The sequence below is a fragment of the Selenomonas sp. oral taxon 138 str. F0429 genome, from assembly GCF_000318175.2.
In the GTDB taxonomy this organism is placed as follows: Bacteria; Bacillota; Negativicutes; order Selenomonadales; family Selenomonadaceae; genus Centipeda; species Centipeda timonae.
The window spans coordinates 1-26204 of record NZ_KB290925.1 but is presented as its reverse complement, the minus strand read 5'-3'; the positions used below and the strand labels follow the sequence as shown (position 1 = coordinate 26204).

The 26204-nt window shown below is 57.2% G+C and carries 28 protein-coding genes, 1 tRNA gene and 1 pseudogene; 22 read left to right on the top strand and 8 right to left on the bottom strand.

Annotated elements, in window-relative coordinates:
* The first annotated feature begins 17 nt into the window (after nt 1–17).
* On the top strand, nt 18–788 hold the full coding sequence (locus HMPREF9163_RS00180) for a basic amino acid ABC transporter substrate-binding protein (protein ID WP_009439587.1): 771 nt from the start codon (nt 18–20) through the stop codon (nt 786–788).
* A 76-nt stretch (nt 789–864) separates the two neighbouring features.
* On the opposite strand, the gene HMPREF9163_RS00175 is transcribed toward HMPREF9163_RS00180, so the two are convergent.
* Nucleotides 865–953: transfer RNA gene (locus tag HMPREF9163_RS00175), tRNA-Ser, on the bottom strand.
* A gap of 154 nt (nt 954–1107) precedes the next feature.
* Between HMPREF9163_RS00175 and HMPREF9163_RS00170 the strand changes: the two genes are divergently transcribed.
* Both HMPREF9163_RS00170 and HMPREF9163_RS00165 read left to right on the top strand, forming a co-directional pair.
* Entirely contained in the window at nt 1108–1350 is a 243-nt protein-coding gene (locus HMPREF9163_RS00170) for a type II toxin-antitoxin system Phd/YefM family antitoxin (RefSeq protein ID WP_009439585.1), read from the top strand.
* Nucleotides 1347–1751, top strand: coding sequence for a type II toxin-antitoxin system VapC family toxin (locus HMPREF9163_RS00165; protein WP_037345423.1), 405 nt, complete (start codon nt 1347–1349; stop codon nt 1749–1751). The genes HMPREF9163_RS00170 and HMPREF9163_RS00165 overlap by 4 nt, the downstream gene beginning before the upstream one ends.
* Here HMPREF9163_RS00165 and brnQ read toward each other — a convergent pair.
* Entirely contained in the window at nt 1721–3091 is a 1371-nt protein-coding gene (gene brnQ / locus HMPREF9163_RS00160; protein ID WP_009439583.1) for a branched-chain amino acid transport system II carrier protein, read from the bottom strand. The two genes, HMPREF9163_RS00165 and brnQ, sit on opposite strands and share 31 nt — an antisense overlap.
* A gap of 142 nt (nt 3092–3233) precedes the next feature.
* On the opposite strand from brnQ, the gene murI reads away from it, so the two are divergent.
* The 12 genes from murI (at nt 3234) to sdhB (ending at nt 12798) form a co-directional block, all read left to right on the top strand.
* On the top strand, nt 3234–4022 hold the full coding sequence (gene murI / locus HMPREF9163_RS00155) for a glutamate racemase (RefSeq protein WP_009439582.1): 789 nt from the start codon (nt 3234–3236) through the stop codon (nt 4020–4022).
* 22 nt (nt 4023–4044) lie between these two features.
* Nucleotides 4045–4479 (top strand): thioesterase family protein, encoded by a 435-nt coding sequence (locus HMPREF9163_RS00150; protein WP_009439581.1) that lies wholly within the window; start codon nt 4045–4047, stop codon nt 4477–4479.
* Nucleotides 4469–5041 carry a hypothetical protein gene (locus HMPREF9163_RS00145; RefSeq protein ID WP_009439580.1) on the top strand — a complete coding sequence of 191 codons (573 nt, stop codon included), beginning with the start codon at nt 4469–4471 and terminating at the stop codon, nt 5039–5041. The genes HMPREF9163_RS00150 and HMPREF9163_RS00145 overlap by 11 nt, the downstream gene beginning before the upstream one ends.
* Nucleotides 5034–5696, top strand: a complete 663-nt coding sequence (locus HMPREF9163_RS00140) for a hypothetical protein (RefSeq protein WP_009439579.1) — start codon at nt 5034–5036, stop codon at nt 5694–5696. The genes HMPREF9163_RS00145 and HMPREF9163_RS00140 overlap by 8 nt, the downstream gene beginning before the upstream one ends.
* A 100-nt stretch (nt 5697–5796) precedes the next feature.
* Nucleotides 5797–6543 (top strand): ribonuclease PH, encoded by a 747-nt coding sequence (rph, locus tag HMPREF9163_RS00135; RefSeq protein ID WP_009439578.1) that lies wholly within the window; start codon nt 5797–5799, stop codon nt 6541–6543.
* A gap of 1 nt (nt 6544) precedes the next feature.
* On the top strand, nt 6545–7168 hold the full coding sequence (gene rdgB / locus HMPREF9163_RS00130) for an RdgB/HAM1 family non-canonical purine NTP pyrophosphatase (RefSeq protein ID WP_009439576.1): 624 nt from the start codon (nt 6545–6547) through the stop codon (nt 7166–7168).
* Complete coding sequence (locus tag HMPREF9163_RS00125) at nt 7165–7647, top strand: metallophosphoesterase (RefSeq protein ID WP_009439575.1); 483 nt, start codon at nt 7165–7167, stop codon at nt 7645–7647. Before rdgB ends, HMPREF9163_RS00125 begins: the two co-directional genes overlap by 4 nt.
* 353 nt (nt 7648–8000) lie before the next feature.
* Nucleotides 8001–8843, top strand: a complete 843-nt coding sequence (locus HMPREF9163_RS00120; RefSeq protein ID WP_009439574.1) for a fumarate hydratase — start codon at nt 8001–8003, stop codon at nt 8841–8843.
* Between the two features lie 36 nt (nt 8844–8879).
* On the top strand, nt 8880–9437 hold the full coding sequence (locus HMPREF9163_RS00115; protein WP_009439573.1) for a Fe-S-containing hydro-lyase: 558 nt from the start codon (nt 8880–8882) through the stop codon (nt 9435–9437).
* 124 nt (nt 9438–9561) lie between these two features.
* On the top strand, nt 9562–10194 hold the full coding sequence (locus tag HMPREF9163_RS00110) for a succinate dehydrogenase cytochrome B subunit, b558 family (protein WP_009439572.1): 633 nt from the start codon (nt 9562–9564) through the stop codon (nt 10192–10194).
* 24 nt (nt 10195–10218) lie between these two features.
* Nucleotides 10219–12030, top strand: coding sequence for a succinate dehydrogenase flavoprotein subunit (gene sdhA, locus HMPREF9163_RS00105; protein WP_009439571.1), 1812 nt, complete (start codon nt 10219–10221; stop codon nt 12028–12030).
* Between the two features lie 15 nt (nt 12031–12045).
* Nucleotides 12046–12798 carry a succinate dehydrogenase iron-sulfur subunit gene (gene sdhB / locus HMPREF9163_RS00100; RefSeq protein ID WP_006306036.1) on the top strand — a complete coding sequence of 251 codons (753 nt, stop codon included), beginning with the start codon at nt 12046–12048 and terminating at the stop codon, nt 12796–12798.
* Between the two features lie 137 nt (nt 12799–12935).
* Here sdhB and HMPREF9163_RS12700 read toward each other — a convergent pair whose 3' ends face one another.
* Entirely contained in the window at nt 12936–13286 is a 351-nt protein-coding gene (locus HMPREF9163_RS12700; RefSeq protein ID WP_009439570.1) for a methyl-accepting chemotaxis protein, read from the bottom strand.
* Between HMPREF9163_RS12700 and HMPREF9163_RS12695 the strand changes: the two genes are divergently transcribed.
* Entirely contained in the window at nt 13270–13434 is a 165-nt protein-coding gene (locus HMPREF9163_RS12695; RefSeq protein ID WP_369796091.1) for a hypothetical protein, read from the top strand. The genes HMPREF9163_RS12700 and HMPREF9163_RS12695 overlap by 17 nt on opposite strands.
* Nucleotides 13435–13518: 84 nt before the next feature.
* Here HMPREF9163_RS12695 and HMPREF9163_RS12690 read toward each other — a convergent pair.
* From HMPREF9163_RS12690 to trpD, 3 genes and pseudogenes are all read right to left on the bottom strand, one after another.
* Nucleotides 13519–13671 (bottom strand): annotated as a pseudogene (locus HMPREF9163_RS12690) (hypothetical protein); the annotation flags it as partial.
* Between the two features lie 599 nt (nt 13672–14270).
* Nucleotides 14271–15206: a bile acid:sodium symporter family protein gene (locus HMPREF9163_RS00090; RefSeq protein WP_009439568.1), complete on the bottom strand. Its 936-nt coding sequence runs from the start codon at nt 15204–15206 to the stop codon at nt 14271–14273.
* 19 nt (nt 15207–15225) lie between these two features.
* A complete protein-coding gene (gene trpD / locus HMPREF9163_RS00085; RefSeq protein ID WP_009439567.1) occupies nt 15226–16242 on the bottom strand; it encodes an anthranilate phosphoribosyltransferase in 1017 nt (338 codons plus the stop codon).
* Nucleotides 16243–16382: 140 nt separating this feature from the next.
* Between trpD and HMPREF9163_RS00080 the strand changes: the two genes are divergently transcribed.
* The 3 genes from HMPREF9163_RS00080 to HMPREF9163_RS00070 are packed head-to-tail and all read left to right on the top strand — an operon-like array spanning nt 16383 to nt 21311.
* Complete coding sequence (locus tag HMPREF9163_RS00080) at nt 16383–17063, top strand: vitamin B12 dependent-methionine synthase activation domain-containing protein (RefSeq protein ID WP_037345417.1); 681 nt, start codon at nt 16383–16385, stop codon at nt 17061–17063.
* 37 nt (nt 17064–17100) lie between these two features.
* Entirely contained in the window at nt 17101–19509 is a 2409-nt protein-coding gene (locus HMPREF9163_RS00075) for a homocysteine S-methyltransferase family protein (protein ID WP_037345415.1), read from the top strand.
* Nucleotides 19510–19529: 20 nt separating this feature from the next.
* On the top strand, nt 19530–21311 hold the full coding sequence (locus HMPREF9163_RS00070; protein WP_009439564.1) for a bifunctional homocysteine S-methyltransferase/methylenetetrahydrofolate reductase: 1782 nt from the start codon (nt 19530–19532) through the stop codon (nt 21309–21311).
* Nucleotides 21312–21356: 45 nt separating this feature from the next.
* Here HMPREF9163_RS00070 and HMPREF9163_RS00065 read toward each other — a convergent pair whose 3' ends face one another.
* Together HMPREF9163_RS00065 and HMPREF9163_RS00060 are read right to left on the bottom strand one after the other, a co-directional pair.
* Nucleotides 21357–21914 (bottom strand): hypothetical protein, encoded by a 558-nt coding sequence (locus tag HMPREF9163_RS00065; RefSeq protein ID WP_009439563.1) that lies wholly within the window; start codon nt 21912–21914, stop codon nt 21357–21359.
* Nucleotides 21915–21923: 9 nt separating this feature from the next.
* A complete protein-coding gene (locus HMPREF9163_RS00060) occupies nt 21924–23012 on the bottom strand; it encodes a dipeptide epimerase (RefSeq protein WP_009439562.1) in 1089 nt (362 codons plus the stop codon).
* 149 nt (nt 23013–23161) lie between these two features.
* Between HMPREF9163_RS00060 and HMPREF9163_RS00055 the strand changes: the two genes are divergently transcribed.
* The 3 genes from HMPREF9163_RS00055 (at nt 23162) to rfbC (ending at nt 25879) form a co-directional block, all read left to right on the top strand.
* Complete coding sequence (locus HMPREF9163_RS00055; protein ID WP_037345412.1) at nt 23162–24325, top strand: DUF819 domain-containing protein; 1164 nt, start codon at nt 23162–23164, stop codon at nt 24323–24325.
* Between the two features lie 109 nt (nt 24326–24434).
* Nucleotides 24435–25322, top strand: coding sequence for a glucose-1-phosphate thymidylyltransferase RfbA (gene rfbA / locus HMPREF9163_RS00050; protein WP_009439559.1), 888 nt, complete (start codon nt 24435–24437; stop codon nt 25320–25322).
* The gene (rfbC, locus tag HMPREF9163_RS00045; protein WP_009439558.1) at nt 25319–25879 is read left to right on the top strand and encodes a dTDP-4-dehydrorhamnose 3,5-epimerase; all 561 of its coding nucleotides are present in this window, start codon (nt 25319–25321) and stop codon (nt 25877–25879) included. Before rfbA ends, rfbC begins: the two co-directional genes overlap by 4 nt.
* Nucleotides 25880–26204: the final 325 nt, after the last annotated feature.

Here is a 26204-nt window from a genome sequence, read left to right as displayed (position 1 = left end):
TTTGAGGAGGCTTTCCTATGAAACTGAAGAAATTGGCACTCGTCCTGACCGGCGCTCTTGTGAGCCTTGCACTTGTTGGCTGCGGCGGCGGCGATCAGGCAAAACAGGAGTCCAAGGTGCTCCGTGTCGGCTCGGCGATTGACTTTGCTCCGTTTGAGTTCCAGGATGAGGGACAGAAGGAGTATCAGGGCTTCGACATGGATCTCATCCGTGCGGTCGCAAAGGAGATGGGCAGCGAGGCAGAGATCCAGAACATCGGCTTTGATGGTCTGATCCCTGCGCTTCAGGCGAAGAACATTGATGTCATCATCAGCGGCATGACGATCAATGATGAGCGCAAGCAGAAGGTGAATTTCTCCGACCCGTACTATCAGTCGGGGCTCACGATGGTTGTGCGCAGCGACGAGGAGGCAATCAAGTCCTTCCAGGATCTCAAGGGGCACAAGGTTGCCGTCCAGATCGGTACGACCAGCGCAAACATGGTAAAGGAGATGGAGGGCGTCACCGTCACCGAGCTGAACACGCCTGCAGACTGCTTCATGGAGCTGAAGGCACGCGGTGTTGACGCCGTTGTCAACGACCGTCCCGTCAACGACTACTACATCAAGCAGACGCAGGCCGTCGGCGTGAAGTCGCTCGAGGACAAGCTTTCGGCTGAGGACTATGGCATCGCGATGGCGAAGGACAATGCCGAGCTTCAGAAGAAGGTCAACGAGGCGCTCAAGAAGCTGCATGACAACGGCGAATACGACAAGATCTACCAGAAGTGGTTCGGCGCAAGTAAGTAAGCACTGAACAAAGAAAAAGGGATTGCTGCACGAGTCAAAAGACTTGATACAGCAATCCTTTTTTGAATCCAAATTATGGCGGAGAGGGTGGGATTCGAACCCACGGTGCGTTGCCGCATCACCGGTTTTCAAGACCGGCTCCTTAAACCACTCGGACACCTCTCCGTGTCAGCGTGCTTATTCTATCAAAAACGGTGGAATGCTGTCAAGTCATTCTGTATGGGGCTGAAACACGTGCGCAAAGATATACGGGATTGAAAAATTTTCTTCGGTGTAGTATTATAGAGTTAGCTAAATTAGTCAGAAAGAGGTGATCTCCATGCGTCAGGTCAATATGCTCGAAGCCAAAACCTATCTGTCGAAGCTTGTCAAAGCGTTGGAAAGCGGCGAGGAGGATATGGTGTGCATTGCACGCAGTGGTACCCCTGTTGTTCAGATGACGCTGATTCGCAAAATGCCGAACAAGAAGCGGATTGGTGCGGCAAAGGGCGCATTTGCGGTTCCAGCGGATTTTCAGCGCTGGGATGAAGATGTTATGGATATGTTCGAGGATGGCAGATGAAGATTTTACTGGATACGCATATGCTCTTGTGGGCACTGACGGACGATCCAAAATTGCCGCAGAAGGCACGGGAGATCATCGAACAGGATGAAAATGACATATACTACAGCATGATATCACTTTGGGAGGTTGAGCTGAAACATCTTCTGCATCCCCTGCAAATGACGGTGAATGCCGAAGTCGTTCGTAAATACTGTGAGGAAGCAAGGCTCAGGCAGCTTGCTATACACGAAAAGCATATTTTCACATTGCGTACACTCGTGCGTCCCGACTATGTAAAGCCGCACAAGGATCCGTTTGATCGGCTGCTCATCTGTCAGGCAAAATGTGAAAATATGCTTTTTATTACACATGATGGCTTGCTTGCTGATTATAACGAGCCGTGTGTGTGCGTGGTATGATTTTTTTGCAGTAGGAGCACAGCCGTGCCGACCAGGAGTCCAATGCATGATGGAACGACCCAGCCCGTGCCAATATGCGCGAGGGGGAGAGCGTCACCGAGTGTACGGAGAAAATCCATCATAGGCAGTGCCTCTTGCAGTCCACTTGGCAGTGCGCGCAGGAAGTCGAACGATGCCGCCGCGCATGTGCCGATCATCGTGCAGACGTAGAGCGGGCGATGACAGCCGACGAGTCCCTCGATCATGCAGAGCGCAATCAGGACGATGGCGATGGGATAGAGGAAATAGAGCACGGGCAGGGAGTATGTGATGATCTTGCTCAGTCCGACGTTTGAGATCGCAAAGGAGAAGAGTGCAAAGAGCACACTGTACTTCGGATAGGAGAGGGCGCGTGGGAAGAGCTCGGCGAACGTCGTACTGCATGCCGTGACAAGTCCAATCGCAGTCTTGAGGCAGGCGCAGGTGACTGTGATGCCGAGCAGGATGCCACCGAATGCACCGAAGTAATGCGCGGCGATATGAGCGAGCACGTCGCCGCCGTTTGCGTCCAGCCCGTAGACGGTGCGGCTCTGTGCGCCGACATACGTGAGTGCAAGGTAGATGAGTGCCATGAGCGCCGTGCTGAATGTGCCCGAGACAATCGTGGCGTACGAGAGATCCTTTGGCTCCGACAGGCTGAGCCGCTTGATCGCATTGACGAGAATATTCCCGAACGCAAGTGCGGCGAGTACATCCATCGTGTTGTAACCCTCGAGGAGGCCTGTGAAGAAGGCGTGTTCACTGTACGTGCTGGTCGGCTCCGCATCCCAGACCGTGCCCATTGGCGAAATGACCGCCGTTACAATCAGAATGCCGAGGAAGAGGAGAAAGAGTGGGTTCAGTACCTTGCCCACCCAGATGAGGATGCCAGAGGGGCGCAGGGAAAAGTAGAGGACGACAGCGAAGAAGATAAGGGTAAAGACAAATAGCCCGAGCGTCTGCACATCGTGGGAAACAAACGGCGCGGCGCCGACCTGAAACGATACCGTTGCGGTGCGCGGGATTGCAAATAGGGGGCCGATGCAGAGATAGAGCGCGCAGGTGAAGGCATAGGCGAAGCGGACGCCGACCTTCCTGCCGATGTCAAAGAGGCTCTCACTTGCCGTGATGCTGATTGCCGCAATGCCGAGGAGGGGCAACCCGACGCCCGTGATGCAGAAGCCAATGAGCGCGGGCAGCATCGCTGCGCCCGCCTGTTGTCCCATCGAGGCAGGGAAGATGAGATTGCCCGCACCAAAGACAAGTCCGAAGAGCATGGACGCAACGAAGATGTATTCCTGTTTTCTGAGACGACGTTTCATCTGCAAATACTTCCCTAAAAATAATAAAATATTATAAAATTTCAATGAAGTGATTATAACAGTTATCGAAGGAATTTGTCAAAGATGGAAGAAGTTGCTATAATAGGTGGGAATGATTCGGCGCAGAAGAGGAGATTGGCTTATGCGCATTGCTCTGTTTGACTCAGGAATTGGCGGACTGACCGTACTCAGTCACGCGCGGCGGGTACTCCCGTCGGAGGAATTCCTGTTCTTTGCTGACCGCGACCATGTGCCGTATGGCACGAAGTCCGTGCCTGCCGTGCGCGGCTATGTGCGTGAGGCATTCCGTTTCCTCATCGAAAAGCAGAGAGCAGATGCCGTCGTTGTCGCCTGCAATACGGCGACTTCAGTTGCGGTGGATGAGATGCGTCGGCTCTACGAGGTGCCAATCATCGGCATGGAGCCTGCCGTGAAAAAGGCGCTGGCACAGGACGGCGAGCGCCGCGTGCTCGTGACGGCGACGCCGATCACAATCAATGGAGAAAAGCTGCGCCGTCTCGTCTCGGCGCATGACACGCATCACCTTGTCGATCTGCTCGCGCTGCCCCGCCTTGTTGAATTTGCTGAGCGCAGGGAGTTTGTCTCCCCACGCGTCGAGGAATATCTATGGAATGCGCTTGCCCCGTACGATCTCGTCCACTATTCCGCGGTCGTACTCGGTTGCACGCATTTTAACTACTTCAAGGACACGTTGCGCCGCCTCCTGCCCAAGGTCGTCGGCTTTGTGGACGGCAACGAGGGAACGGTCGAGGAGCTGGCACGCAGAACGGGGCTGTGCACGATGCCCGCAGGAACGCAGATGGCATCATGCCGTTTCTTTGAATCTGGCAGACCGGTCGCAGGGGCGGAGCCATTGGCGCGCATTGAGAGCTATCTCGCGCGAGCCGCCCGCATGGAGGAGATTGTTTGAAGATTGAAGGAAGGGAGCATTCATGCCGATTTGTACTGCACATCGGGTGAATTTCTACGATACGGATGCAATGGAGGTCGTGCATCACGCGAATTACATCCGTTGGTTCGAGATCGGGCGCGTCGATTATCTGCGCCGCATTGGAATCACGCTCGGCGCGCTGATGGAGGCGGGCTATGTCTTTCCGATTACAAAGGTCGGTGCACAGTTTCACGCGCCGGGGCATTTTGACGATGATCTCGTCATCGAGACGACGGCAACGGCACTGACCAAGGCAAAGATGGCATTCTCCTACCGCATCCTGAATGCGGCGGGCACAGTGCTCGTGACGGGCTTTTCGGAAAACGTGTTCACCGTGCGCGAGACGGGGCGCATTACGCGTCTGCCGAAGGAGTTCTATGAGCCGCTCGAGGCGGCGATGATCGCGGAGAAAGAGGGACGGGACATTGGATTTTGAATTGATAGAACGGTTATATTGGCTGTTCGCCCTGCTGGTTTTTTTTGAACTCGGGAAAAAGGCGTTTTTTGCCTATTTTGGAACGGAGAAGATCGTGCCGAAAAAGGAGGAGATGACACCGTTTTCCGTGGTCGAACATACGCCTGAGAGACTCGTGATCGGTGCGACGATGTCCGTGAAGAATGAGGGGCCACAATGCGGTGTCATCATGGATGCGATCCTGCGCGTGCAGCTGCCCTATGAGCAGTACGACGGCGCATTGGTGCGCGGTAAGGTCGAGCTGGCGGGTGCGCCGCGCGAGGACGACTATTTCGAGGCGATGGTCATTCAAAAGGGCGAGCAGATCAATCTGGTGCTCAAACTTTCCATCGAGGGACGCAAGGGGAATACGCTCGAAGAGGCGATTGCCCATATGCCGGATTTCCGCATGGATTTCATCTATCAGGAGACAGGGCGCATCCCGGCACATTATTCCAAGCTGATTTTGAAAATTACGGGGGCGGAGATCGCCGCACTTGCGGGGGTTGCACTCGTGCAGGAAGGGGGCAGGAAGAATGGCTGAGCTGAATATTCTCCCCGTTCCGACACGCATCCTGACGGATGCGGACGACATCGTGGATGCCATCGAATACTACGCCGGTGCGCAGGTAACGGCGGATGATCTCGTCTGCTGTGCGGAGAGTGTAGTTGCGGTGACGCAGGGGCGTTTTGTCCGCCCCGAGGAGCTTCATATTTCCGGCATGGCAAAATTTCTGTGCCGCTTTATCCCGGACTATGGCAGTCTTGCAACGCCGCATGGGATGCAGTCACTCATGGAGGTGGAGGGGAAGTGGCGCGTTACAGCGGCACTTTTCGCAGGATTCCTCGGGAAACTCGTCGGCAAAAAGGGACTGTTCTATCAGTGGGGCGGTAAGGAGGCGGCACTCATCGACGACGTGACGGGCACAATGCCGCCTTTTGACAAGGTGATTGTCTACGGCCCTGCCGAGCCGGAGCAGGTCGCCACACGCATTCGTGACCGTGTGGGGGCGTTCGGCGGGATGATCGCAGATGTGAACGACCTCAAGCGCTCTCGCGTGGTTGGTGTATCGGACGGTGTGAATGGCGCGCTTGCGGCACAGCTGCTGCTCGACAATCCGTTCGGCAACGCCTCGCAGAAAACGCCGATCTGTATCATCAAGAACTACCGGCAGTATCAGGAAAGTAATCGGACGTAAGTTCATGGCGCCCCTTCCACCATGCTGCGCATGGTCCCCCTCCCCCGTTTCGACGGGGGAGGCTTTGCATTATGGAATTCCACAAAGGAGAAAAACATTCATGCCAAGAAGAGATCTGAGGCGTGCCGATCAGCTGCGCCCTGTGCGGATTGAGCGCGGCTATCAGCGTTACCCCGCAGGCTCTGCGCTCATCGAGACGGGACACACCCGCGTTGTGTGCGCCGCGACCGTGGAGGAGCGTGTGCCGTTTTTTCTGAAAGGCTCAGGGACGGGATGGGTGACAGCAGAGTATTCCATGCTGCCCGGCGCGGGGACGGAGCGCACGGCACGTGAGGCGATGCGCGGGCATCAGACAGGACGCACGCAGGAGATTCAGCGACTCATCGGACGTGCTCTGCGCGCCGTTGTTGACACGAAGGCACTCGGGGAGCGCACGATTCACATTGACTGCGATGTATTGCAGGCCGATGGGGGGACGCGCACCGCATCGATTACGGGGGCGTTCGTCGCGCTCGTGGAGGCGTGTGCGACCTTCTACACGAAGCGGGGGATCTTTCCTGTGCGCGACTATGTAGCGGCGGTCAGCGTCGGTATCAATGCGGAGAACACGCCGCTGCTCGACATCTGCTATGAGGAGGATTCGACCGCGATGGTCGACATGAACCTTGTCATGACGGGCGCGGGTTCGTTTGTCGAAGTGCAGGGAACGGGAGAGGGGCGCGCATTCACCCGTGCAGAGATGAATGTCCTCCTTGATCTCGGCGAACGCGGCATACGCACGTTGATTGAGTATCAGAAAGAAGCACTCGGCGCGACGCTCTCATGGCTGCCGGGGCGGGAGGGATAATATGGGAGAAAAGATCATACTGATTGCCACATCAAATGAGGGCAAGGTGCGTGAGATGGAGAAGGCATTCGAAGGTTTGCCTGTGCGTCTCGTGCCGCTCTCGCGCATCCGTGAAGTTTTGCCGAATGTGGGGGAGATCGAAGAACCGGTTGAGGATGGAGCGACTTTTCTGGAAAACGCACGGATTAAGGCTCATTACTACCGGGAGCGGACGGGGCTTGCTGCGCTTGCCGATGACTCGGGACTCTCGGTGGAGGTGCTGGACGGTGCACCGGGTGTTTTCTCTGCGCGCTATGCGGGCGTGCATGGCGACGACGCGGCGAACAATGCAAAGCTGATTGCGGACATTCGGGCGAGCGGCACGGAGAATGCCGCCGCTGCCTATCACTGTGCGCTTGTGCTTGTGTTTGAGGATGGGCGGGAGCTCGGTGCAGAGGGGACGTGTACGGGATTCATCCGCCCTGAGGCGCGCGGGACGGGTGGTTTTGGCTATGATCCGCATTTCTACCGTGCAGACGGACGTTCGATGGCAGAGCTCTCGCGCGAGGAGAAACATGAGATCAGTCATCGCGGTGCGGCACTCGACATGATGAAACAATTGCTGATGGAAAGAGGTGTCGTGTGAGAATCGGAATCGTCAGTGACAGTCACGGAGATGTCCGTGTGTTCAATGATATGCTTGCCGTACCTGGCGCGGCGGAGGCGGAACTGTGGCTGCACGCGGGGGATTTTGCACCCGATGCGGATGATTTGGAGCTCCTTTCGGGCAGACGCGTTGTGCGTGTGCTTGGCAACTGTGATCTTTTCGTGGATGGTGTCTATGATGAAACGGTGGTCGAGGTGGCGGGACACCGCATCTTCCTAACGCACGGACATCTCTTTAACGTACGCTTTGACACAGAGATGCTCGCCGAGGCGGCGCGTACGGCGGGCGCGGATATTGCAGTCTATGGACATACGCATATTGCACTTGTGGAGCATGGGGACGTGACCGTGCTCAACCCCGGCAGCATTGCACGACCGCGTGATGAGCAACGCGGATCGTTCATGCTTGTGGAGCTGAATGCGGGAGAAGATCCACAGGTGAATCTCATTCGCATTTAATTGTGAAAAAATGTACGAAACCCCGCAAATTCAAGGGTCTTTCTATATAAAAAATTTTCAAAAAAATTTATCATATAAAATCCATATCTTATGATATGGATTTTATATACATAATAACAAAAACGCTATAAAAAATTTATTGATTACAGCGAAAAGATTCGATTGAAATATAAAACAATAAGATAGATAATAAAAAAACGATATTATTCTAATTTGTTTTCGTCTTCCCGAAATTGAATGAGATTCACTTTTTTCAAGGCTTTACGCCAAATTTGAAAGACTTGAAAGCAAGAAAAAAATATGATATAGTCTAATCAACCTGTGTATAAGTTATATTTATAGGAGGGATTATTTTGCGAGAGCTAAGCGCAAAAGCAATCACGGAGAACGTCGCCGAGATGTGCAAAGAAGCGGCGTACTATCTCCCGAATGATGTCTACGAGGGACTCAAAAAGGGGCGAGAGACGGAGGAGTCACCCGTAGGAAGAGTCGTATTGGATCAGATCATTCGCAATGCTGAGATCGCACGCGAGGAAGATCGTCCCTACTGCCAGGATACGGGCATGACCATCGTGTTTGTGGAGATCGGGCAGGATCTGCACATCACGGACGGTCTCCTCGAGGATGCGATCAACGAGGGCATCGCGAAGGGGTATACGGAGGGCTATCTGCGTAAGTCGGTCGTTGCAGAGCCGCTCTTCAACCGCAAGAACACGCAGAACAACACGCCGGGCGTCATCTATACGAAGGTCGTTGCCGGCGATAAGCTGAGCATCACGATTGCGCCGAAGGGCTTTGGTTCGGAAAATAAGTCCGGCGTCAAGATGCTCGTTCCTGCGGACGGGGTCGAGGGCGTGAAGAAGGCGGTCATGGAGATCATTCAGCATGCAGGCCCGAATCCGTGCCCGCCCGAGGTGGTCGGTGTCGGCATCGGAGGAACGATGGATCAGGCGGCACTCCTCTCGAAGAAGGCGCTCACGCGCTCGATCGATCAGCGCCATCCGATGCCGGAGTATGCCAAGCTCGAGGGTGAGCTCCTCGAGATGATCAACAAGACGGGCATCGGCCCCCAGCTGGGCGGTACGACAACTGCGCTTGCCGTGAACGTAGAGTGGGGCGCAACGCACATTGCGGGCCTCCCCGTTGCGGTGACGATTTGCTGCCATGCACTTCGGCATGCGCACCGCGTCCTGTAACAAATTTTTCTGTGTATTATCTAGGGAGGAATACTCATGGCGGAAAGCATCCGTATTACGACCCCGTTCACGGAGGAAATGTCGCGCAAGCTCAAGGCGGGCGACAGCGTTCTCATTACGGGCACGATCATCAGCGCACGCGACGCGGCACATAAGGCGATGACAGAGGCACTTGCAAAGGGAGAACCGCTGCCGGTCGACTGGCACGATCAGATTGTCTACTACCTCGGACCGACGCCGGCGAAGCCGGGCGATCCGATCGGCTCGGCGGGTCCGACGACCTCCGGCCGCATGGATGCCTACACGCCGACGATGCTTGAGCAGGGCATCAAGGGCATGGTGGGCAAGGGCTCGCGCTCGACTGCGGTCGTGGAGTCAATGAAGAAGAACGGCGTCACCTACTTCGCTGCTGTCGGCGGCGCTGCGGCACTCATTGCGAAATCCGTGAAGAAGTATGAAGTGGTGGGCTACCCCGAGCTTGGTCCCGAGGCGGTTGCAAAGCTGACGGTGGAGGATTTCCCCTGCATCGTCGTGATTGACTCCGAGGGCAACAACTTCTACGAGATGGGGCAGAAGCCCTATCGCAAACTCTAATCACACATCCTCATCAGAGTGTTCATGCCGATGGTTTGGCGCATGACAAATCATTCGGGGGCGCTGCTCCGGCCGCGGGGTCGGGCAGCGACTCCAAAGGTCTACATATTTCAGGAGGTATGAAATGTTCCACACAACCTTTTACATGCGGCGGCTGCATTCATTGGTCGGACTCGTCATTATCGGCGTGTTCCTCTTCGAGCACGTCTTTACGAACTCGACCGTACTCAACGGTGCGAAGGCGTTCAATGATGCGCTGGCCATGATGGATCTCATTCCGCGTCCCGTATTCTACGGACTTGAGATCTTTGCTATCGCCGTGCCGATTCTCTTCCATGCGATCTATGGCATCTATATTGCGGCGCAGGCGAAGAACAACCCCAGCAATTATGGCTACGTCCGCAACTGGCAGTTTGCCGTTCAGCGCTATACGGCATGGCTGCTCATCCCGTTTCTCATCTGGCACGTCGGCTATATGCGTGTCTGGGAGAAGGGCGTCATGGGAACACATATCAACTATGACCTGCTCTACACCTACTTTGTGTCCGGCGATTATGCAATCCTCCATACGGTGCTCTATACACTCGGTATGCTTGCAGCGATCTTCCATTTCTGCAACGGCATCTCGACGTTCTGCATGACGTGGGGCATCGCAAAGGGCCCGCGCGCACAGTCCGTGATCAACGCGCTGTCGATGGGTCTCTGCACGCTGATGAGTCTTGTTACGCTCGCCTTCATGGGCAGCTATTTCATGTAAGAAGCGCAGCAAAGGAGAGTAAGAATGGCTAAAGTACCAGAAAATAACATTGCGATCATCGGCGGCGGTCTGGCGGGGCTTCTCGCTGCGCTGAAGATCTGCGAGGGCGGCGGCAAGGTCGACCTCTTTTCCTACTGCCCGGTGAAGCGCTCTCACTCGCTCTGCGCACAGGGCGGCATGAACGCCTGCATGGATACAAAGGGCGAACATGACAGTGTCTATGAGCACTTTGACGATACGGTCTACGGCGGCGACTTCCTCGCCGATCAGCTCGCGGTCAAGGGCATGGTTGAGGCGGCACCGCGTCTGGTCAAGATGTTTGACCGCATGGGCGTTCCGTTCAACCGCACGCCGGAGGGTGTACTCGACCTCCGTAACTTCGGTGGCCAGAAGAATAAGCGCACGGTCTTTGCAGGCTCTACGACCGGCCAGCAGCTTCTCTACGCGCTTGATGAGCAGGTGCGCCGCTGGGAGGTCAAGGGCAAGGTCACGAAGTACGAGTTCTGGGAATACATCCGCGCAATCAAGAACAAGGACGGCATTGTACGTGGACTTGTCGCACAGAATATGAACTCGAACGAGATCAAGGCGTTCCCCGCGGATGTCGTCATCCTCGCTACGGGCGGCCCTGGACAGGTCTTTGGTCGCTGCACGGCGTCCACGATCTGCAACGGATCGGCTGTCTCCTCTGCATATCAGCAGGGCGCGCACATCGGCAACCCTGAGTTCATCCAGATTCATCCGACGGCAATCCCGGGTTCGGATAAGAACCGTCTTATGTCCGAAGCATGCCGCGGCGAGGGCGGACGCGTCTGGACGTACAAGGACGGTAAGCCTTGGTACTTCCTCGAGGAGATGTACCCCGCATACGGCAACCTCGTTCCGCGTGACGTTGCCTCGCGTGCGATCTTCAAGGTCTGCGTCCACATGGGGCTCGGCGTCAACAACGAACGCCGCGTCTACCTCGACCTCTCGCACATCCCGGCGGACTATCTCGAGCACAAGCTTGGCGGCATCCTCGAAATGTACTCCGAGTTCGTCGGTCAGGATCCGCGCAAGGTGCCGATGGAGATCTTCCCGTCCGTGCACTACTCGATGGGCGGCATCTGGGTCGACCGTAACCACCACACGAACATCCCCGGCCTCATGGCGGCGGGCGAGTGCGATCATCAATACCACGGCGCGAATCGCCTTGGCGCGAACTCTCTCCTCTCGGCAAGTTACTCCGGCTATGTCGCAGGGCCTGAGTCGCTCCGCTGGGCGCGCAGCGGCGAGCTTGGCGCGGCACTCACCGAGGAAGAGCTCGAGGCAGCGCGTAAGGAATGTGTTGCGGAGTTCGACAAGATCCGCAATATGACGGGCTCTGAGAACGCGCACAAGCTCCATCAGGAGATGGGCGAGATCATGTACGACTACGTCTCCATCGAGCGCGACAACAAGGGTCTCGATATCTGCCTTGAAAAGCTCAAGGGCATCCTGAAGCGCTGGGATGACATCGGCGTCACCGACCACGGCACATGGGCAAATCAGGAAGCCATGTTCGTGCGTCAGCTGCGCAACATGATCCTCTATGCGATGGCTGTTACGAAGGCGGCGCGCTGCCGCGATGAGAGCCGCGGCGCACATGCGAAGATCCTGCTCGACGACAAGGGCGAGCGCATGACGGACGCGGACGGTGAGCTCATGTTCTACGGCCGTGACGATGAGCGCTTCATGAAGACCTCCATCGTGGACTACGATCCGAAGACCGAGGAGCCAGTTGTCAGCTACATGGAATTCGAGCATTCACTCATCAAGGCGCGTGCGCGTAACTACGCCGTTGCCAAGAAGGAGTAAGGGAGGATAGAAGTCATGGCAGAACAGAAAAAAGTTCGTTTTATCATCGAGCGTCAGGATGGACCGAACGAGAACCCCTATACGCAGGAGTTCGAAGTCGACTATCGTCCCGGTCTCAACGTCGTTGCGTCCCTCATGGAGATTCAGAAGAACCCCGTGACGGTGGATGGCAAGCGCGTTCCGCCTCCGGTCTGGGAGTGCAACTGCCTCGAGAAGGTCTGCGGCGCGTGCATGATGGTCATCAACGGCCGTGCACAGCAGGCGTGCTGCGCCCTGATCGACAACCTCACGCAGCCGATTCGCGTACAGCCGGCGCGCACGTTCCCCGTCATCCGTGACCTTCTCATCGACCGCTCGGTCATGTTCGAGAGCCTCAAGCGCATCCATGGCTGGGTCGAGGTCGACGGCACATGGGACAACAAGGATGCCCCGATTCAGAACCCGTACACGGCAGAGACCTGCTACGAGCTGTCGCACTGCATGACCTGCGGCTGCTGCCTCGAGGCATGCCCGAACGTCGGTCCGCAGTCAGACTTCATCGGACCTGCACCGACGGCACAGACACTTCTCTTCAACCTCCATCCGCTCGGAAAGTTCGATGCACCGAAGCGCCTCAATGCGCTGATGGAGAAGGGCGGCATCACGAGCTGCGGCAACAGCCAGAACTGCGAGCGAGTCTGCCCGAAGAGCATCAAGCTCACGCAGCATCTTGCGCAGTTGAACCGTGAGGTCAACAAGCAGGCACTGCGCAATATGTTCAATCACTAAACGATTTCCTGCGGGAAATCGCCACAGAGAAGGGGCAGCCCCCAAACGGGGCTGCCCCTTTCGTATGCAATTATACGAGTTTCGACAGAAAAGGGGAGACCAAACGACGGTCTCCCCAAAGTTATATATTCTGTTTTTTAGAGCTTGAAGCCTCCGACAATTCTCTGCAGATCCTGCGCAAGCTGCACGAGTGTCTGACTGGATGCGGCGATCTCCTGCATGGATGCCGCCTGCTGCTCGGAGACAGCAGAGACGTTTTCTGCCTCGCTGTGGACGGCGTTCGAGACCTTCTGGACGGCCTCGACCGAGTTCATCATGCGCGTGCTGCCTGCCTTGATTCCCTCCGTGCTCTTCAGGATGGCATCGACCTTCTCCGTGAGCTCGCTGACAACGCCTGCAATGCGGTCGAACTGTTCGCTCGCCTGATTGACCTGCTTGACGCCTTCGCCGACGTGCTCCTTCTGCGATGGCGTGTGTGATGCCGTCAACCGTCTTGAAGGACTCATCGACGACCTCGTTCTGCTCGATCGTGCTGCCCGTGATCTTGACGATCGCCTCTGCCGCGCTCTGTGCACCCTGCGCCGACTGATCTGCCGAGGCAGTCAGCTGCTCGGATGCGGCAGCAAGATGCTCTGAGGTCTGCGCAGTCTTTTGAATCAGCTCGCGCAGGTTTTTGACCATTGTGAGCAGGGAGTTGTGCAGCTGTCCGATCTCATCGTCACGGTCGCGCTGAGGCGGCTGAATGGCGAGATTGCCCTTTGCAACCTCCTGCGCCGCACCTGCTATATTCTCCAGCGGCGCTGCAGTGGACTGTGCGATCTTGTAGAGCAGTGCACTGAGGACAACGAGGGAGAGCGGCAGCCCCACAATCATTGCCCATTTGAGGTTGTCCACATCGTTGACTTGTACGTCTTCCTTTGATTCGGCACGCTGATACCATGGACGGCTCGTCGCATCGAACTGATCGAGCGGCACTACACCCTCCTCACTGTAGAGGAAGGGACGGTTTGTATCCTTTGGGAAGCCCATGTAGATCGAGTCTACATCCGGACGTGGTGTGAAATCCTGTGCGACCTCGAGGAATCTCTCGTCGGTCGGGATATTCGTTGCCCATACGCGTCCAACGCCCTCGAGAATGCCCATAGGGCCTGCTACCATGCGGTTGACTTCCTCGGCGTGATACTCCGAGAGTGCGCGCATCTCGCGCTTCGTGGCCTCCTCGATCATCGTACTCGCTTCCCAGTAGGAGAATGCAGCCATCGCGATAAAAATGACAATGAGCGGGCTTCCAATCCACAGGAGCATTTTTGACTTTAATTTCATTCCTTCACCTCTTTTGAGTATGCGCAGTGAGGCGCGCCAACCGGTCACGTCCCATATAGTGGAAGCGAGGATGTTTCTTTGGAGCATAATTCAACGCAAATAAAAAACTCCTCCAAAAGTCCTAAAAGGTTTTTGGAGGAGTTTTAAAATTAGAGGTTTTTTTTCATGCGACTTGCAAGGTAGTTCGCGGCGAGCGATCCTGAGATATTATGCCAAACACTGAAGAGTGCGCCGGGGATTGCGGCTGCTGCACCAAAGTGCAGGAGCGCAAGTGAGGTCGCAAGTCCCGAGTTCTGCATACCGACCTCGATGGAAACCGCCTTGACCTTTGCCATGTCCATACGCAACATCTTCGCGACGAGGAAGCCGAGCGCATAGCCGAGGAGGTTGTGGCACATGACGACAACCATGATGAGTGCGCCCGTCTCGATGATACGTCCCGCATTTGCGGAGACAACGCCGCCGACGATGAGGACGATGGCGATGACGGAGATGAGCGGCAGGATCTTGACCGCCTTCTGCACGGGGCGCTCGAAGAAATGGTTGATGAGGATGCCGAGGAAGATCGGCGCAATGACGACCTGTGCGATGGAGATCATCATCTTCTCTGCCGGGATGTCAATCCACTGACCTGCCAGCCAGAGCGTGAGGAGCGGCGTCATGATCGGCGCGAGGATGGTGGATGCCATCGTCATCGAGACGGAGAGCGCCACATCACCGCGTGCGAGATAGGTCATGACGTTGGAGGAGGTTCCACCGGGGCAGGTGCCGACGAGGATGACGCCCGCTGCAAGCTCCGGTGGGAGAGAGAAGAGATGTGCCAGTGCCCATGCGAGCAGCGGCATGATGCCAAACTGTGCGACCGTTCCGATGAGAACGTCGCGCGGACGCTGCAGGACGAGCTTGAAATCCGCAAAGCGCAGGGTCATGCCCATGCCGAACATGACGATGCCGAGCAGGATTGTGATCCACGGCACTGTCCAGATGAACGTCCACGGCTGAAAGAGCGAGATGCCCGCGATCAGAATGACGAAGAATGCCATATAACGGGAGACAAAATTGCTGAGTTGTTCGAGTGCCTGCATAGATGCAAACTCCTTCCATTTATTGAGAGATGCGGATGAAATCTTCGAGCTTTCGGAGTGCCGAGCCGTCCGCAATCGTTCGGCGTGCTGCCGCAATGCCGTCTGCAATCGAGGATGCTGTGCCGCCGATGTAGATGGCAACACCTGCGTTCATCAGGCAGACATCCGCGCGGGCGTCTGTGATCTCGCCGCTGAGGATGCCGCGTGTGACGGCGGCGTTCTCGTCGGGCTTTCCGCCGCGGATCGCGTCCTTTGAGGCAGGAGTGATGCCGAAGTCCTCAGGGCGGATCTCATAGGAGCGCTCCCAGCCATCCGATATTTCGTGTACGAGAGTCGGTGCGCCGACAGAGATCTCGTCCATGCCGTCCGTACCGTGGACGATGAGGGCGCGCTTTACGCCGAGCCCCGGCAGTACCCTTGCAAGCGGGCGCATGAGATGCTCGCCGTAGACGCCGAGCAGCATATAGGCAGGGCGCGATGGATTCGTAAGCGGTCCCAAGATGTTGAATACTGTGCGGATGCCGAGCTCACGGCGGATTGCGCCGACATGTTTCATCGACTGATGATAGCGCTGGGCAAAGAGAAATGCCATGCCGACCGTGTCCAGTTCTTCGCGTACCTTTGCGGGCGATTGGTCGATGTTCACACCGAGTGCTTCAAGGCAGTCTGCCGTGCCACTCCACGAGGAGGCAGCGCGGTTGCCGTGCTTGCAGACCTTGAGTCCGGCCGCAGCAGCGAGGAATGATGCGGTGGTGGACACATTGATGCTGCCCGAGTGGTCGCCGCCCGTGCCGACGATATCGATGACTTCCATATCGTGTTCAACGCGCTCCGCATGTTCACGCATCGCCGCCGCCGAACCCGAGATTTCGTCAATCGTCTCCATGCCGCTGCTCTTTGTGGAGAGCGCGGCGAGGTAGGCGGCGTTCTCGACCGCAGAGGTCTCGCCCGACATGATCTCGTTCATGACTGCATATGCTTCGTCGTAGGTAAGATCCTCCTTGCCTACGACCTTTTTGATCGCTTCTTTTATCATTCGATTTCCCCCCTGAAAAGAAAAAAGACAGGGCAGTATTATAGCACACATATCATGACATGACAAAAGTATATTTGTGAGGAGAGGAGGAATGTGCTATAATCTCTTAATCTTGTGTACTATACTATATAGGAGAGGCTATGTTTGAACCGCGTTTTACAACGCCGAATATGAATGAGATCCTAAAGTATCTCGGCTTTCGTGGGCAGGAGCTGACGGAAGAGATTGCGGCGCAGATTCGTCGCTGTACGGATGAGGTGCTGGCAGCGGCGACGCCGCGCCTGACGTATCGTCACGCTCCTCTTGAAGATGGGGCTGTGCTCGGCGTGACGTTTGCAGGAAATGACATCCCTCGGATGCTTGAGCCGTGTGAGGAGGTTGTGCTTTTTGGTGCGACCCTCGGCCCCGGTGTCGAGCGTCTGATGATGCGCTATGAGGTCGTGAATGCGGCGGACTCCGTCATCATGGATGCGTGTGCGAGTACGGCGATTGAGAATATCTGCAACAACTTCGAGAGTGATATGCGCCGCGCTGTGGAGGCCGAGGGGCGTTATTTGACGGATCGTTTCAGCCCCGGCTACGGTGATCTGCCAATTGCGGAGCAGCCGAAATTCTTTGCACTGCTCGATATGACGCGGCGCATCGGTGTCTCGCTGACGCCAACGACGATCATGGTGCCGCGCAAGTCAGTGACGGCGATTATGGGGATTGCGCGTACGCCGCAGCCGCACCGACCGCCGGACTGCGAGCACTGTCTCATGTTCCGCACCTGCCCCTTCCGCAAGGCGGGGCGCAGATGCAGGGAAGGGGCAAAAACTTAAATTTGTTTTTGGAACCGGAAAATATAGGAGAATGGGCATGAAAGACATCATTATATTGGATGGGGGCATGGGCACGCAGCTGCAGGCGCGCGGGCTTGCCCCCGGGGAGCGCCCCGAGCTGTTCGGCTTGGTGCACCCCGATGTGATCGAGGAGATTCATCGGAACTACATCGCGGCGGGCAGTCGTGTCATCTACAGTAATACCTTCGGTGCGAATGGGCACAAGCTCGTCGGTACGGGAAAGACTGTCGCCGAGGTCATTGGAGAGAATGTCCGTACAGCGCGTCGTGCGGCAGAGAACTCGGGCGTATCGGGCGTACGGGTCGCACTCGACATCGGCCCCATTGGAGAGTTGGTCGAACCGCTTGGAACGCTCTCGTTTGAGGCAGCGTATGAGCTCTTTCGTGAGATGGTGGTCGCGGGCGAGGAGGCGGGGGCGGATCTCGTCATCTTCGAGACGCTGACTGACCTCTATGAGGTCAAGGCGGCGGTGCTCGCGGCGAAGGAACATACGAAGCTGCCGATCTGGGTGACGATGACGTTCGAGCAGAATGGACGCACCTTTCTCGGTGCTGCTGTCCCATCCGTTGCGGTCACGCTTGATGCGCTCGGTGTCGATGCGCTCGGTGTGAACTGTTCGCTCGGTCCCGTGGAGCTTCTGCCGATTGTGGACGAGCTGATGGAGTGGACGGATCTGCCGATTATCGTCAAGCCGAACGCGGGACTTCCTGACCCTCGTACGGGTGCGTATGAGATGACGGCGGAGGACTTCGGTCGTGAGATGGCGGCGTTTGCACAGCGCGGTGCGCTCATCATGGGAGGCTGCTGCGGCACAACCCCCGAGTTTATTCGTGCACTCACAGCGGCGGTCGCTGAGGGGGCGTCGGAGCGTCCCGCACGAAAAAAACGCAAGGGTGTTGCATCACCGGGACGCGTCGCGGAGTACGGCAAGCTCAATGTCATCGGTGAGCGCATCAATCCGACGGGTAAGAAGCGTCTGCAACAGGCACTCCTTGAGGAGGACTACGGCTACATCAAAAAACTTGCGATCTCCCAGCAGGAGGCGGGCGCGCAGGTGCTTGACATCAATGTCGGTGCGCAGGGCGTGGATGAAGAGAAGGTCATCCCGTATGTCGTCAAAGCGGTGCAAAGCGTTGTCGACCTGCCGTTGCAGATCGACTCCGCGAATCCTCGGGTGATTGAGGCTGCTCTGCGTGTCACGAATGGGCGCGTCATCATCAACTCGGTGAGCGGCGAGCGTGAGCGCATGGATGCCATCTTCCCACTCGCGAAGCACTATGGGGCGGCAGTCCTCGGACTGGCGATGGACGAGAGCGGACTCCCCGAGACGGCGGCACAGCGCGTTGCAATTGCCGAGCGCATTGTCGCGGAGGCAGAAAAGTACGGTCTTGACCGAGAGGATATCATCATCGACTGTCTGACGCTCACGGTCTCGGCGCAGCAGACGCAGGCGATGGAGACCCTGCGTGCCGTGCGCGAGGTGCACGAACGGCTCGGTCTTCACTGCGCGCTCGGTGTGAGCAATATTTCGTTTGGTCTGCCCGCGCGTGGACATATGACGGAGAATTTCCTCATACAGGCGATGCACGTTGGTTTGGATTTCCCGATCATCAATCCGAATACGAAAGGTGTCATGGATGCCGTCGTGTCCTTTCGCGCCGTGTCGGGGGAGGATGTGGACTGCGCCGCCTACATCGAGCGTTTTGCGCCCGAGCAGGCGGAGATGCGCCGCCGCAAGGAACTCGGCATTACGGGGGATGAGGCGGCAGGGATGGTACAGACTGCCGCTGCGGAGAGCGCAGACGCAGTCGATCCGCTGATGGATGCCATCATACGCGGGCTCAGTGACGATGCGGAGCGCATCACGCGGAAACTCCTCACGGAGATGGCACCAATGGACATCATACAGGAGAAGGTCATCCCTGCGCTTGATATCGTGGGTGACCGCTACGAAAAGGAAATCATCTTCCTCCCACAGCTCATCAATGCGGCAAATGCTGCGACGGCGGGGCTTGAGCTCATCAAGGTGCGCCTCGCCGAAGCGGGCGAGGGGGTGTCGAAGGGGAAGATCATCCTCGCGACTGTTGAGGGCGACATTCACGATATCGGCAAGAATATTGTCAAGGTCGTCCTCGAGAATTACGGCTATCAGATCATTGACCTTGGGCGTGACGTTCCTGTCACGCGTGTTGTGGAGGTCGCCATCGAAAAGAAGGTCGGGCTCATCGGCCTTTCGGCATTGATGACGACGACGGTCACGGCAATGAAAAAGACCATCGAAGCCCTGCACGAGGCGGGACATCCGTGCGAGACGGTCGTCGGCGGCGCAGTGTTGACGGAGGACTATGCAAAGGAGATCGGTGCGGATCACTATGCGGGCGATGCGCGCAGCATTGTTGAGATTGCACGCCGCGTACTCGGATAACGCAGGGAGGCTGAACAGACATGAGCCAGGAGCGCATGGCAATACGGGAACATCTGAAAAAAGAGCCGCTCGTCTTTGACGGCGGCATGGGCACCTATTATGCTCAAAAGACGCATACACGCGGCAAGGGCGTGGAGCTCGCGAACATCGAGACCCCGCGTGTCGTTGAGGAAATCCATACGGAGTACCTGCGTGCAGGAGCGCAGGCAATCAAGACGAATACATTTGCGGCGAACTGCAGCGTCTATCAGGGCGATACGGCACTCGTCGAGCGCATCCTCCGTTCGGGTTGGGAGATCGCCGCACGCGCGGCAGAGCCGTTCGACGCCTATGTATTTGCGGACATCGGCCCCGTCACGGGACTGCCGCCCGCTGACATCCTCGACGAATATCGTTTCCTCGTCGATACCTTCCTCGCGGGGGGGGCGCGGCACTTTCTATTTGAGACGAACTCTTCAACTGAGGGATTGGTCGAGACGGCGGCACATATCAAGCAGGTATGCCCCGAGGCATTCGTCCTGACCTCCTTCTCGGCATTTCCTGGCGGCTATACGCGCGACGGCTTCTTCGTCGAGGAACTGATCCGCACGGTCACGGAGAGCGGCTATATCGACGCCGTCGGCTTTAACTGCGTGAGCGGCGTTCAGTCGATGAAGGAGCTCGTCCATCTTCTCGGAACGTGCACCCTTCCACTCTCCCTTATGCCGAACGCGGGACATCCGATCGTCATCGACGGACGCACCTTCTATGAGAGCGCGCCGGACTATTTTGGTGACGGGCTTGCGGCACTGGTGCGTGAGGGGGTCTCCATCGTTGGCGGCTGCTGCGGTACGACGCCGGAGCATATCCGTGCACTGTGTCTTGCACTTGCAGACAGCGGACGCGTATCGACAGAGCACATGGGGCAGGCGGAACACACGTCGCTTGAAGCGTCGCACAGCGCGTTCTTCGAGGCGTTGAAAACGGGAGGAACACCCATCGCCGTCGAACTCGACCCGCCTGAGGTCGGCAATGCGGACAAATTCATGGCGGGTGCACGGGAGCTGATGGAGGCGGGCGTTCATGCAATCACCATTGCGGACAATCCCATCGCGCGCGCGCGCATGGATGCGGCAATGCTCGCGGGGCGCGTGCAGCGCAGCCTTGGGCTCGAGCCGATTCCGCACATGACCTGCCGTGACCGCAACCTCAATGCGATCAAGTCCATCCTCCTCGGACTCAGCGCCGAGGGCGTGCACAATCTCATCGCGATTACGGGCGACCCCATCCCGACGGCGGAGCGCGACGAGGTAAAGAGCGTCTATCAGTTCAACTCGCGCAAGCTCTCCGCCTTTATCAAGAGCCTCGGCGAGCGCGGTGACGTTGTGCCGTTTCATGTATTCGGCGCACTCAACGTGAACTCGATCCATTTTCCGTCGCAGCTTGGCCTTGCGAAAAAGAAGATGGAGGCGGGCATGACGGGCTTCTTTACCCAGCCTGTCTTGAGCAGCCGGGCGAAGGAAAACCTCCGCACGGCGCGCGACACCCTGCCCGGGGCACTCATCCTCGGCGGCATCATGCCCGTCGTCAGTGAGCGCAACGCGCGCTTCATGGAGAGCGAGATCTCCGGCATTCACGTCGAGCAGCGCATCATCGACGCCTATCACGGACTAGATCGGGAGGCGGCGGAGGAGCTTGCTGTGCAGCTTTCGCTCGAGACTGCAAAGGACATTGAGCCGTATATCGACGGCTACTACATCATCACGCCGTTTGCGCGTACGGCACTCGTTGCGCGTATCGTCAAGGAACTGCGGAGGAAATAGTAAAAAGAAGGTTGCTGCACAACATGAGCGTGCAGCAGCCTTCTTTTAATGTATCGTCCCAAGCGTCATCGGCAGCGTGTGCGCAGCCTTTGCTGCCCTCCGCAGGTCGGCGGCGGATTTCTCTGCCCAGATTGTTGCAACTTTCTTTTGAAAGGCGAGGGCGGAGATCGGCGATTCTTTCTCCGCACGTACATATGCGCGGATGATCTCGGCGAATTCCTCGGGCATGGATGCCGTCCTCTGTGCGAGCAGGATTTTCAGATTTGCGTCGATCAGATAGAGGTGGATCGTCGGGGCGCGCAGACTCTCCTCATCTGGCAGCAGATCCTCCTTTACGAGAGAGAGGGAGAGCGGCGCGTCGCCCCAGCCGTCCTTGAAGATGCCGTCAATGCGGTAGAGGAGGAAGAGAACACCGTCCCCCTCCGTCACGGCAAGCTCAATCTCGCCCGTGCGGAACGCCTCGACAGCAATGGCGTCCGTGCGCGAGAGCTGAAGTAGGAACATCATGCCGTTCTTGTCCACTTGGAACATGCCGCCGTCCGCCTGTGCGAGGACGGGCAGAGGGAACGGCTCGCCGACGGCGAAACTCACAGATGTACTCATGAAACCTCCTTACAGCATACGCAACCCCGCCACGCCGCGAATCCCAAGACCCGGCGCGGAGGAAGCCGTAATGTCCCTTTCGTCGAATATGGCACCGCCCTCAATCGGGTCTTCGCTGCAAAGCACGGGACCGTCGAGGTCGATGCGTGTCACAATCTGCTTCGCACAGGCGAGCGCGACAGCTGCATTGACGGAGATCTTCGCCTCGAGCATGCATCCGAGCATGCACTCCACGCCGTAGACCTCCGCCGCTGCGATGATCTGCTGCGCGGGATAGAGACCGCCGCATTTCATCAGCTTGATGTTCACCATGTCGGCGGCGTGCAGCTGCATGATGCGCAGGGCATCGGGAGGGCTGAATACGGACTCGTCCGCGAGCACGGGGATGTCGCTCTCACGCGTGACATAGGCAAGTCCGTCGATGTCTGCTGCAGCGACGGGCTGCTCGACAAGCTCGATATCGAGTCCCTTCTCTGCCATCTGTGCAAGGATGCGCACCGCCTCGCGCGGCTTCCACGCCTGATTTGCATCGATCCGGATGCGCACGTCTCTGCCAACCGCTTCGCGCACGGCGCTCAGGCGCGCCACATCGAGTGAGGGATCGATGCCGACCTTGATCTTGAGTGTGTCGTAGCCGCGCGCAATCGCATCGCGCGCATCACGCGCCATCTCGTCGGGGGCATTTACGCTGATTGTGATATCCGTGACAATGTTGTCGCGTGCGCCGCCAAGCAGCTTGTGAACAGGGATGTTCCACAGCTGGCCGTAGAGATCGTAGAGTGCCATGTCGACGGCAGCCTTTGCTGAAGTGTTGTGAATCAGCGCAGACTGCACGCCGCGGATGAGATCCTCGAACTCGTTCACGTCGCGCCCGACGAGGAGCGGCGTGAGATGCGTGCGGATTGCGTCGATGATGCCACCTGTCGTGTCGCCCGTGACGACGCCCGTCGGCGGCGCCTCGCCGTAGCCCGTTGCACCCGTATCCGTGCGGATGAGGACGATGACATCCTCCACGCTGTCCACACGTCGGCGCGCCGTCTTGAACGGGACGCGCAGGGGGACGGAGAGCATGCCGAGTTCGATCTTTGTGATTTTCATAGGAATCCTCCTTCTTCTGTATACAGAATTCTTTCGCAAATGAGCGCATTCTAGGAAAGAAGTCCATTGTGCCATATCATGACTTTATTATATAATCAACATTGCGATTCTTCAAGGAATTATCATGCTTTATGGTAAGGAGTGGTTTTATGATTACGGATGGATTTACCTATGTCGCCGTGCTCATCATGCTCGCGGGGGTGCTCGTGTCCCTCGAAAAGGGGACGGGGGGGGCGCTGTTCCGTTACCTGCCCGCCGTCGTGCTCGTCTACCTCATCTCCATGCTGCTCTGCACCGTCGGAACATGGGATATGGCGGCGACAAAGCCGACGTACGGCGCGCTCAAGAATTCGCTGACGTACGCAATGGTCTTCACCATGCTGCTGCGCTGCGACATTCGCAAGGTGCTGAAGCTCGGCCCCCGGATGCTGCTCGGATTCTTCTCTGCGTCCCTCACCATCATGATCGGCTTCGTCGTCGCCTTCCTCGTGATGAAGGGACTGATCGGCTCTGATTCGTGGATGGCGCTCGGCGCGCTCTGCGGTTCGTGGCTCGGCGGCTCGGGCAACATGGTCGCTGTGCAGGCAGCGCTCGGCGTCTCCGAGGCGGATATGGGCTACGCACTCGTTGTCGACTCCATCGACTACTCGATCTGGGTCATGTTCCTGCTCTGGCTCATCACGCTCGCGCCGCGTTTCAACCGCTGGAACAAGGCGGATACAACGAAACTTGATACCGTGTCGCGCAGCCTTGAAGAGGATGCAAAGCTGAACACGGGCGCGATCACCTTCCAGAGCCTGATCCTCCTCCTTGGCACGGCGCTCATTGTCTCGGCGGTCGGTGCAAATGTCGGGAAAATGCTCAATGCCGCTGTCCCGTTCTTCGACAAGGCAACGTGGACGATCCTCTTTATCACCATCCTCGGACTCATCGGCGCAGTCTCGCCGCTTGGGCGTGTTGCAGGCTCGGCGGAGATGTCGAACGTCCTGCTCTACTCCGTCATTGCCCTGCTCGCCTCGCGCGCATCCCTGCTCGAACTTGGCGATGCGCCGTACTGGATCCTGACGGGCTTCATCATCCTCGGCGTGCACTTTACGCTCATGTTCTTCCTCGCGCGCCTCTTCCATCTCGATATGTTCACAGCGTGCGTTGCCTCGCTTGCGAACATCGGCGGCACGGCATCCGCACCCGTACTTGCGGGCACGTACTCCGGCTCGCTCATCCCCGTCGGCATCCTCATGGCGCTGATGGGCTACGTTATTGGCACGCCGTTCGGCATCCTCGTCGCTCATATTATGGAAATGCTTCAGTAAAAACTGAGGGGCACAAACCTGTCGCAGCTTTTATGCGGCAGGTTTTTCTTGATTTACAGTCGAAAATCTCTTACAATGGATTATAAAGAAAGTTCAGAGAGGTGACGGGATGATTAAAAAGGGAATTATCCTCGCGGGCGGCTCGGGCACACGCCTTTACCCGCTGACGAAGGTTGTATCGAAGCAGCTCATGCCGATCTATGACAAGCCGATGATCTACTATCCGCTCAGTGCGTTGATGCTCGCGGGGATACGGGAGATTCTCATCATCACGACACCGAATGACAGCACACTCTATCAGGCGCTGCTCGGCGACGGCAGCCAGCTCGGGCTGTCCATCTCGTATGCCGTGCAGCCGAGTCCCGACGGTCTCGCGCAGGCGTTTATCATTGGCGCGGATTTTGTTGCGGGCGAGGGCTGTGCGCTCGTTCTCGGCGACAATATCTTCTATGGCTCCGATTTCGCGCAGGTGCTGCAGCGTGTTGTACGCCGCGAGGACGGGGCGACCGTATTCGCCTACTACGTCTCCGATCCCGAGCGATATGGCGTTGTGTCTTTCGACGAGGATGGGCAAGCTCTCTCGCTCGAGGAGAAGCCGAAAGAGCCGCAGTCGAATTATGCCGTTACGGGGCTTTACTTCTACGACAGCGACATCGTCGAGATTGCGCGCGGGATTCGACCATCGGCGCGCGGCGAGCTTGAGATCACAGACGTGAACAAGGCGTATCTCGCGGCGGGGACGCTTCATGTCGAGCGCCTGCGGCGCGGCTATGCGTGGCTTGACACGGGGACGCATGAGTCGCTCCTCTCGGCGGCATCCTTTGTCCAGACCATACAGGCGCGGCAGGGGCTTAAAATCTCCTGCATTGAAGAGATTGCCTACCGCATGGGCTACATCGACGCTGAGCAGGTGCTGCGCCTTGCGGAACCTCTTGCAAAGAACGAGTATGGTATCTATTTGAAACGACTGATTAAGGATGTACAGGAGAGTATATGAATGTAATTGAAACGGCTCTCGAGGGCGTGCGTATCCTCGAGCCGAAGGTCTTCGGCGATGCGCGCGGCTGGTTCATGGAGAGCTGGTCGCAGAAAAAGATGGAGGATGCGGGGATCTTCGTCGACTTCGTGCAGGACAATCACTCGTTTTCTGCGCAGAAGGGAACCCTGCGCGGACTGCACTATCAGCTGAACCCCATGGCACAGGCGAAACTGCTGCGCGTCGCGCGCGGTGCGATCTTCGACGTTGCTGTCGACATTCGTCGCGGCTCGCCGACATATGCGAAATGGGTCGGCGTTGAACTCTCGGCGGAGAACTATCGTCAGCTCTTCATTCCGCGCGGGTTTGCCCACGGCTTCATTACACTGACCGACGATGTTGAGGTGTTGTATAAGGCAGACAATCTCTATGCACCCGACTGCGACGGCAATATCCGCTGGGACGACCCCGAGATCGGCGTCGAATGGCCGCTTGCCCCCGTCGTTCTCTCGGAGAAGGATGCCGCAGCGCCGCTGCTCGCAGCGCGGACGGAGCTCAACTTTACGTATGACGCATGATGGGGATGGGATTTTATCAAAAAGATGCGGAAAATGAAAAAAGGGGGTTGACGAGCACCACCCCCCTGTGTTATATTATGACAGTCGCGCCGATGAGAGCTGCGCGGGGGTGAGAACCTCCACAAAGCTAGAAACGGCGCAGGATGTACCCTGAAAACTACACAATGCAAAACATGTTAGAATTGAACTAACAAGCCAGATGCAACATCGTTGATGTCAGTCAACGAAACAACAATTCTTTTACAAGAATGAACTTTTGAGCCAACAGGCTCTCGGATAGAAGTTTAACTTCTTTAGCGGAGAGTTTGATCCTGGCTCAGGACGA

Bases quoted from the DNA above. Each gene is read 5' to 3' on its own strand.
- HMPREF9163_RS00180 (WP_009439587.1), top strand. From the start codon at position 18: ATGAAACTGAAGAAATTGGCACTCGTCCTGACCGGCGCTCTTGTGAGC.
- rfbA (WP_009439559.1), top strand. From the start codon at position 24,435: ATGATTAAAAAGGGAATTATCCTCGCGGGCGGCTCGGGCACACGCCTT.
- HMPREF9163_RS00140 (WP_009439579.1), top strand. From the start codon at position 5,034: ATGGCTGAGCTGAATATTCTCCCCGTTCCGACACGCATCCTGACGGAT.
- HMPREF9163_RS00060 (WP_009439562.1), bottom strand. From the start codon at position 23,012: ATGAAAATCACAAAGATCGAACTCGGCATGCTCTCCGTCCCCCTGCGC.
- HMPREF9163_RS00055 (WP_037345412.1), top strand. From the start codon at position 23,162: ATGATTACGGATGGATTTACCTATGTCGCCGTGCTCATCATGCTCGCG.
- HMPREF9163_RS00165 (WP_037345423.1), top strand. From the start codon at position 1,347: ATGAAGATTTTACTGGATACGCATATGCTCTTGTGGGCACTGACGGAC.
- HMPREF9163_RS00075 (WP_037345415.1), top strand. From the start codon at position 17,101: ATGAAAGACATCATTATATTGGATGGGGGCATGGGCACGCAGCTGCAG.
- HMPREF9163_RS00115 (WP_009439573.1), top strand. From the start codon at position 8,880: ATGGCGGAAAGCATCCGTATTACGACCCCGTTCACGGAGGAAATGTCG.
- sdhB (WP_006306036.1), top strand. From the start codon at position 12,046: ATGGCAGAACAGAAAAAAGTTCGTTTTATCATCGAGCGTCAGGATGGA.
- rdgB (WP_009439576.1), top strand. From the start codon at position 6,545: ATGGGAGAAAAGATCATACTGATTGCCACATCAAATGAGGGCAAGGTG.
- rph (WP_009439578.1), top strand. From the start codon at position 5,797: ATGCCAAGAAGAGATCTGAGGCGTGCCGATCAGCTGCGCCCTGTGCGG.
- HMPREF9163_RS00090 (WP_009439568.1), bottom strand. From the start codon at position 15,206: ATGCAGGCACTCGAACAACTCAGCAATTTTGTCTCCCGTTATATGGCA.
- brnQ (WP_009439583.1), bottom strand. From the start codon at position 3,091: ATGAAACGTCGTCTCAGAAAACAGGAATACATCTTCGTTGCGTCCATG.
- sdhA (WP_009439571.1), top strand. From the start codon at position 10,219: ATGGCTAAAGTACCAGAAAATAACATTGCGATCATCGGCGGCGGTCTG.
- HMPREF9163_RS00070 (WP_009439564.1), top strand. From the start codon at position 19,530: ATGAGCCAGGAGCGCATGGCAATACGGGAACATCTGAAAAAAGAGCCG.
- HMPREF9163_RS00110 (WP_009439572.1), top strand. From the start codon at position 9,562: ATGTTCCACACAACCTTTTACATGCGGCGGCTGCATTCATTGGTCGGA.
- rfbC (WP_009439558.1), top strand. From the start codon at position 25,319: ATGAATGTAATTGAAACGGCTCTCGAGGGCGTGCGTATCCTCGAGCCG.
- HMPREF9163_RS00170 (WP_009439585.1), top strand. From the start codon at position 1,108: ATGCGTCAGGTCAATATGCTCGAAGCCAAAACCTATCTGTCGAAGCTT.
- murI (WP_009439582.1), top strand. From the start codon at position 3,234: ATGCGCATTGCTCTGTTTGACTCAGGAATTGGCGGACTGACCGTACTC.
- trpD (WP_009439567.1), bottom strand. From the start codon at position 16,242: ATGATAAAAGAAGCGATCAAAAAGGTCGTAGGCAAGGAGGATCTTACC.
- HMPREF9163_RS00080 (WP_037345417.1), top strand. From the start codon at position 16,383: ATGTTTGAACCGCGTTTTACAACGCCGAATATGAATGAGATCCTAAAG.
- HMPREF9163_RS00150 (WP_009439581.1), top strand. From the start codon at position 4,045: ATGCCGATTTGTACTGCACATCGGGTGAATTTCTACGATACGGATGCA.
- HMPREF9163_RS00065 (WP_009439563.1), bottom strand. From the start codon at position 21,914: ATGAGTACATCTGTGAGTTTCGCCGTCGGCGAGCCGTTCCCTCTGCCC.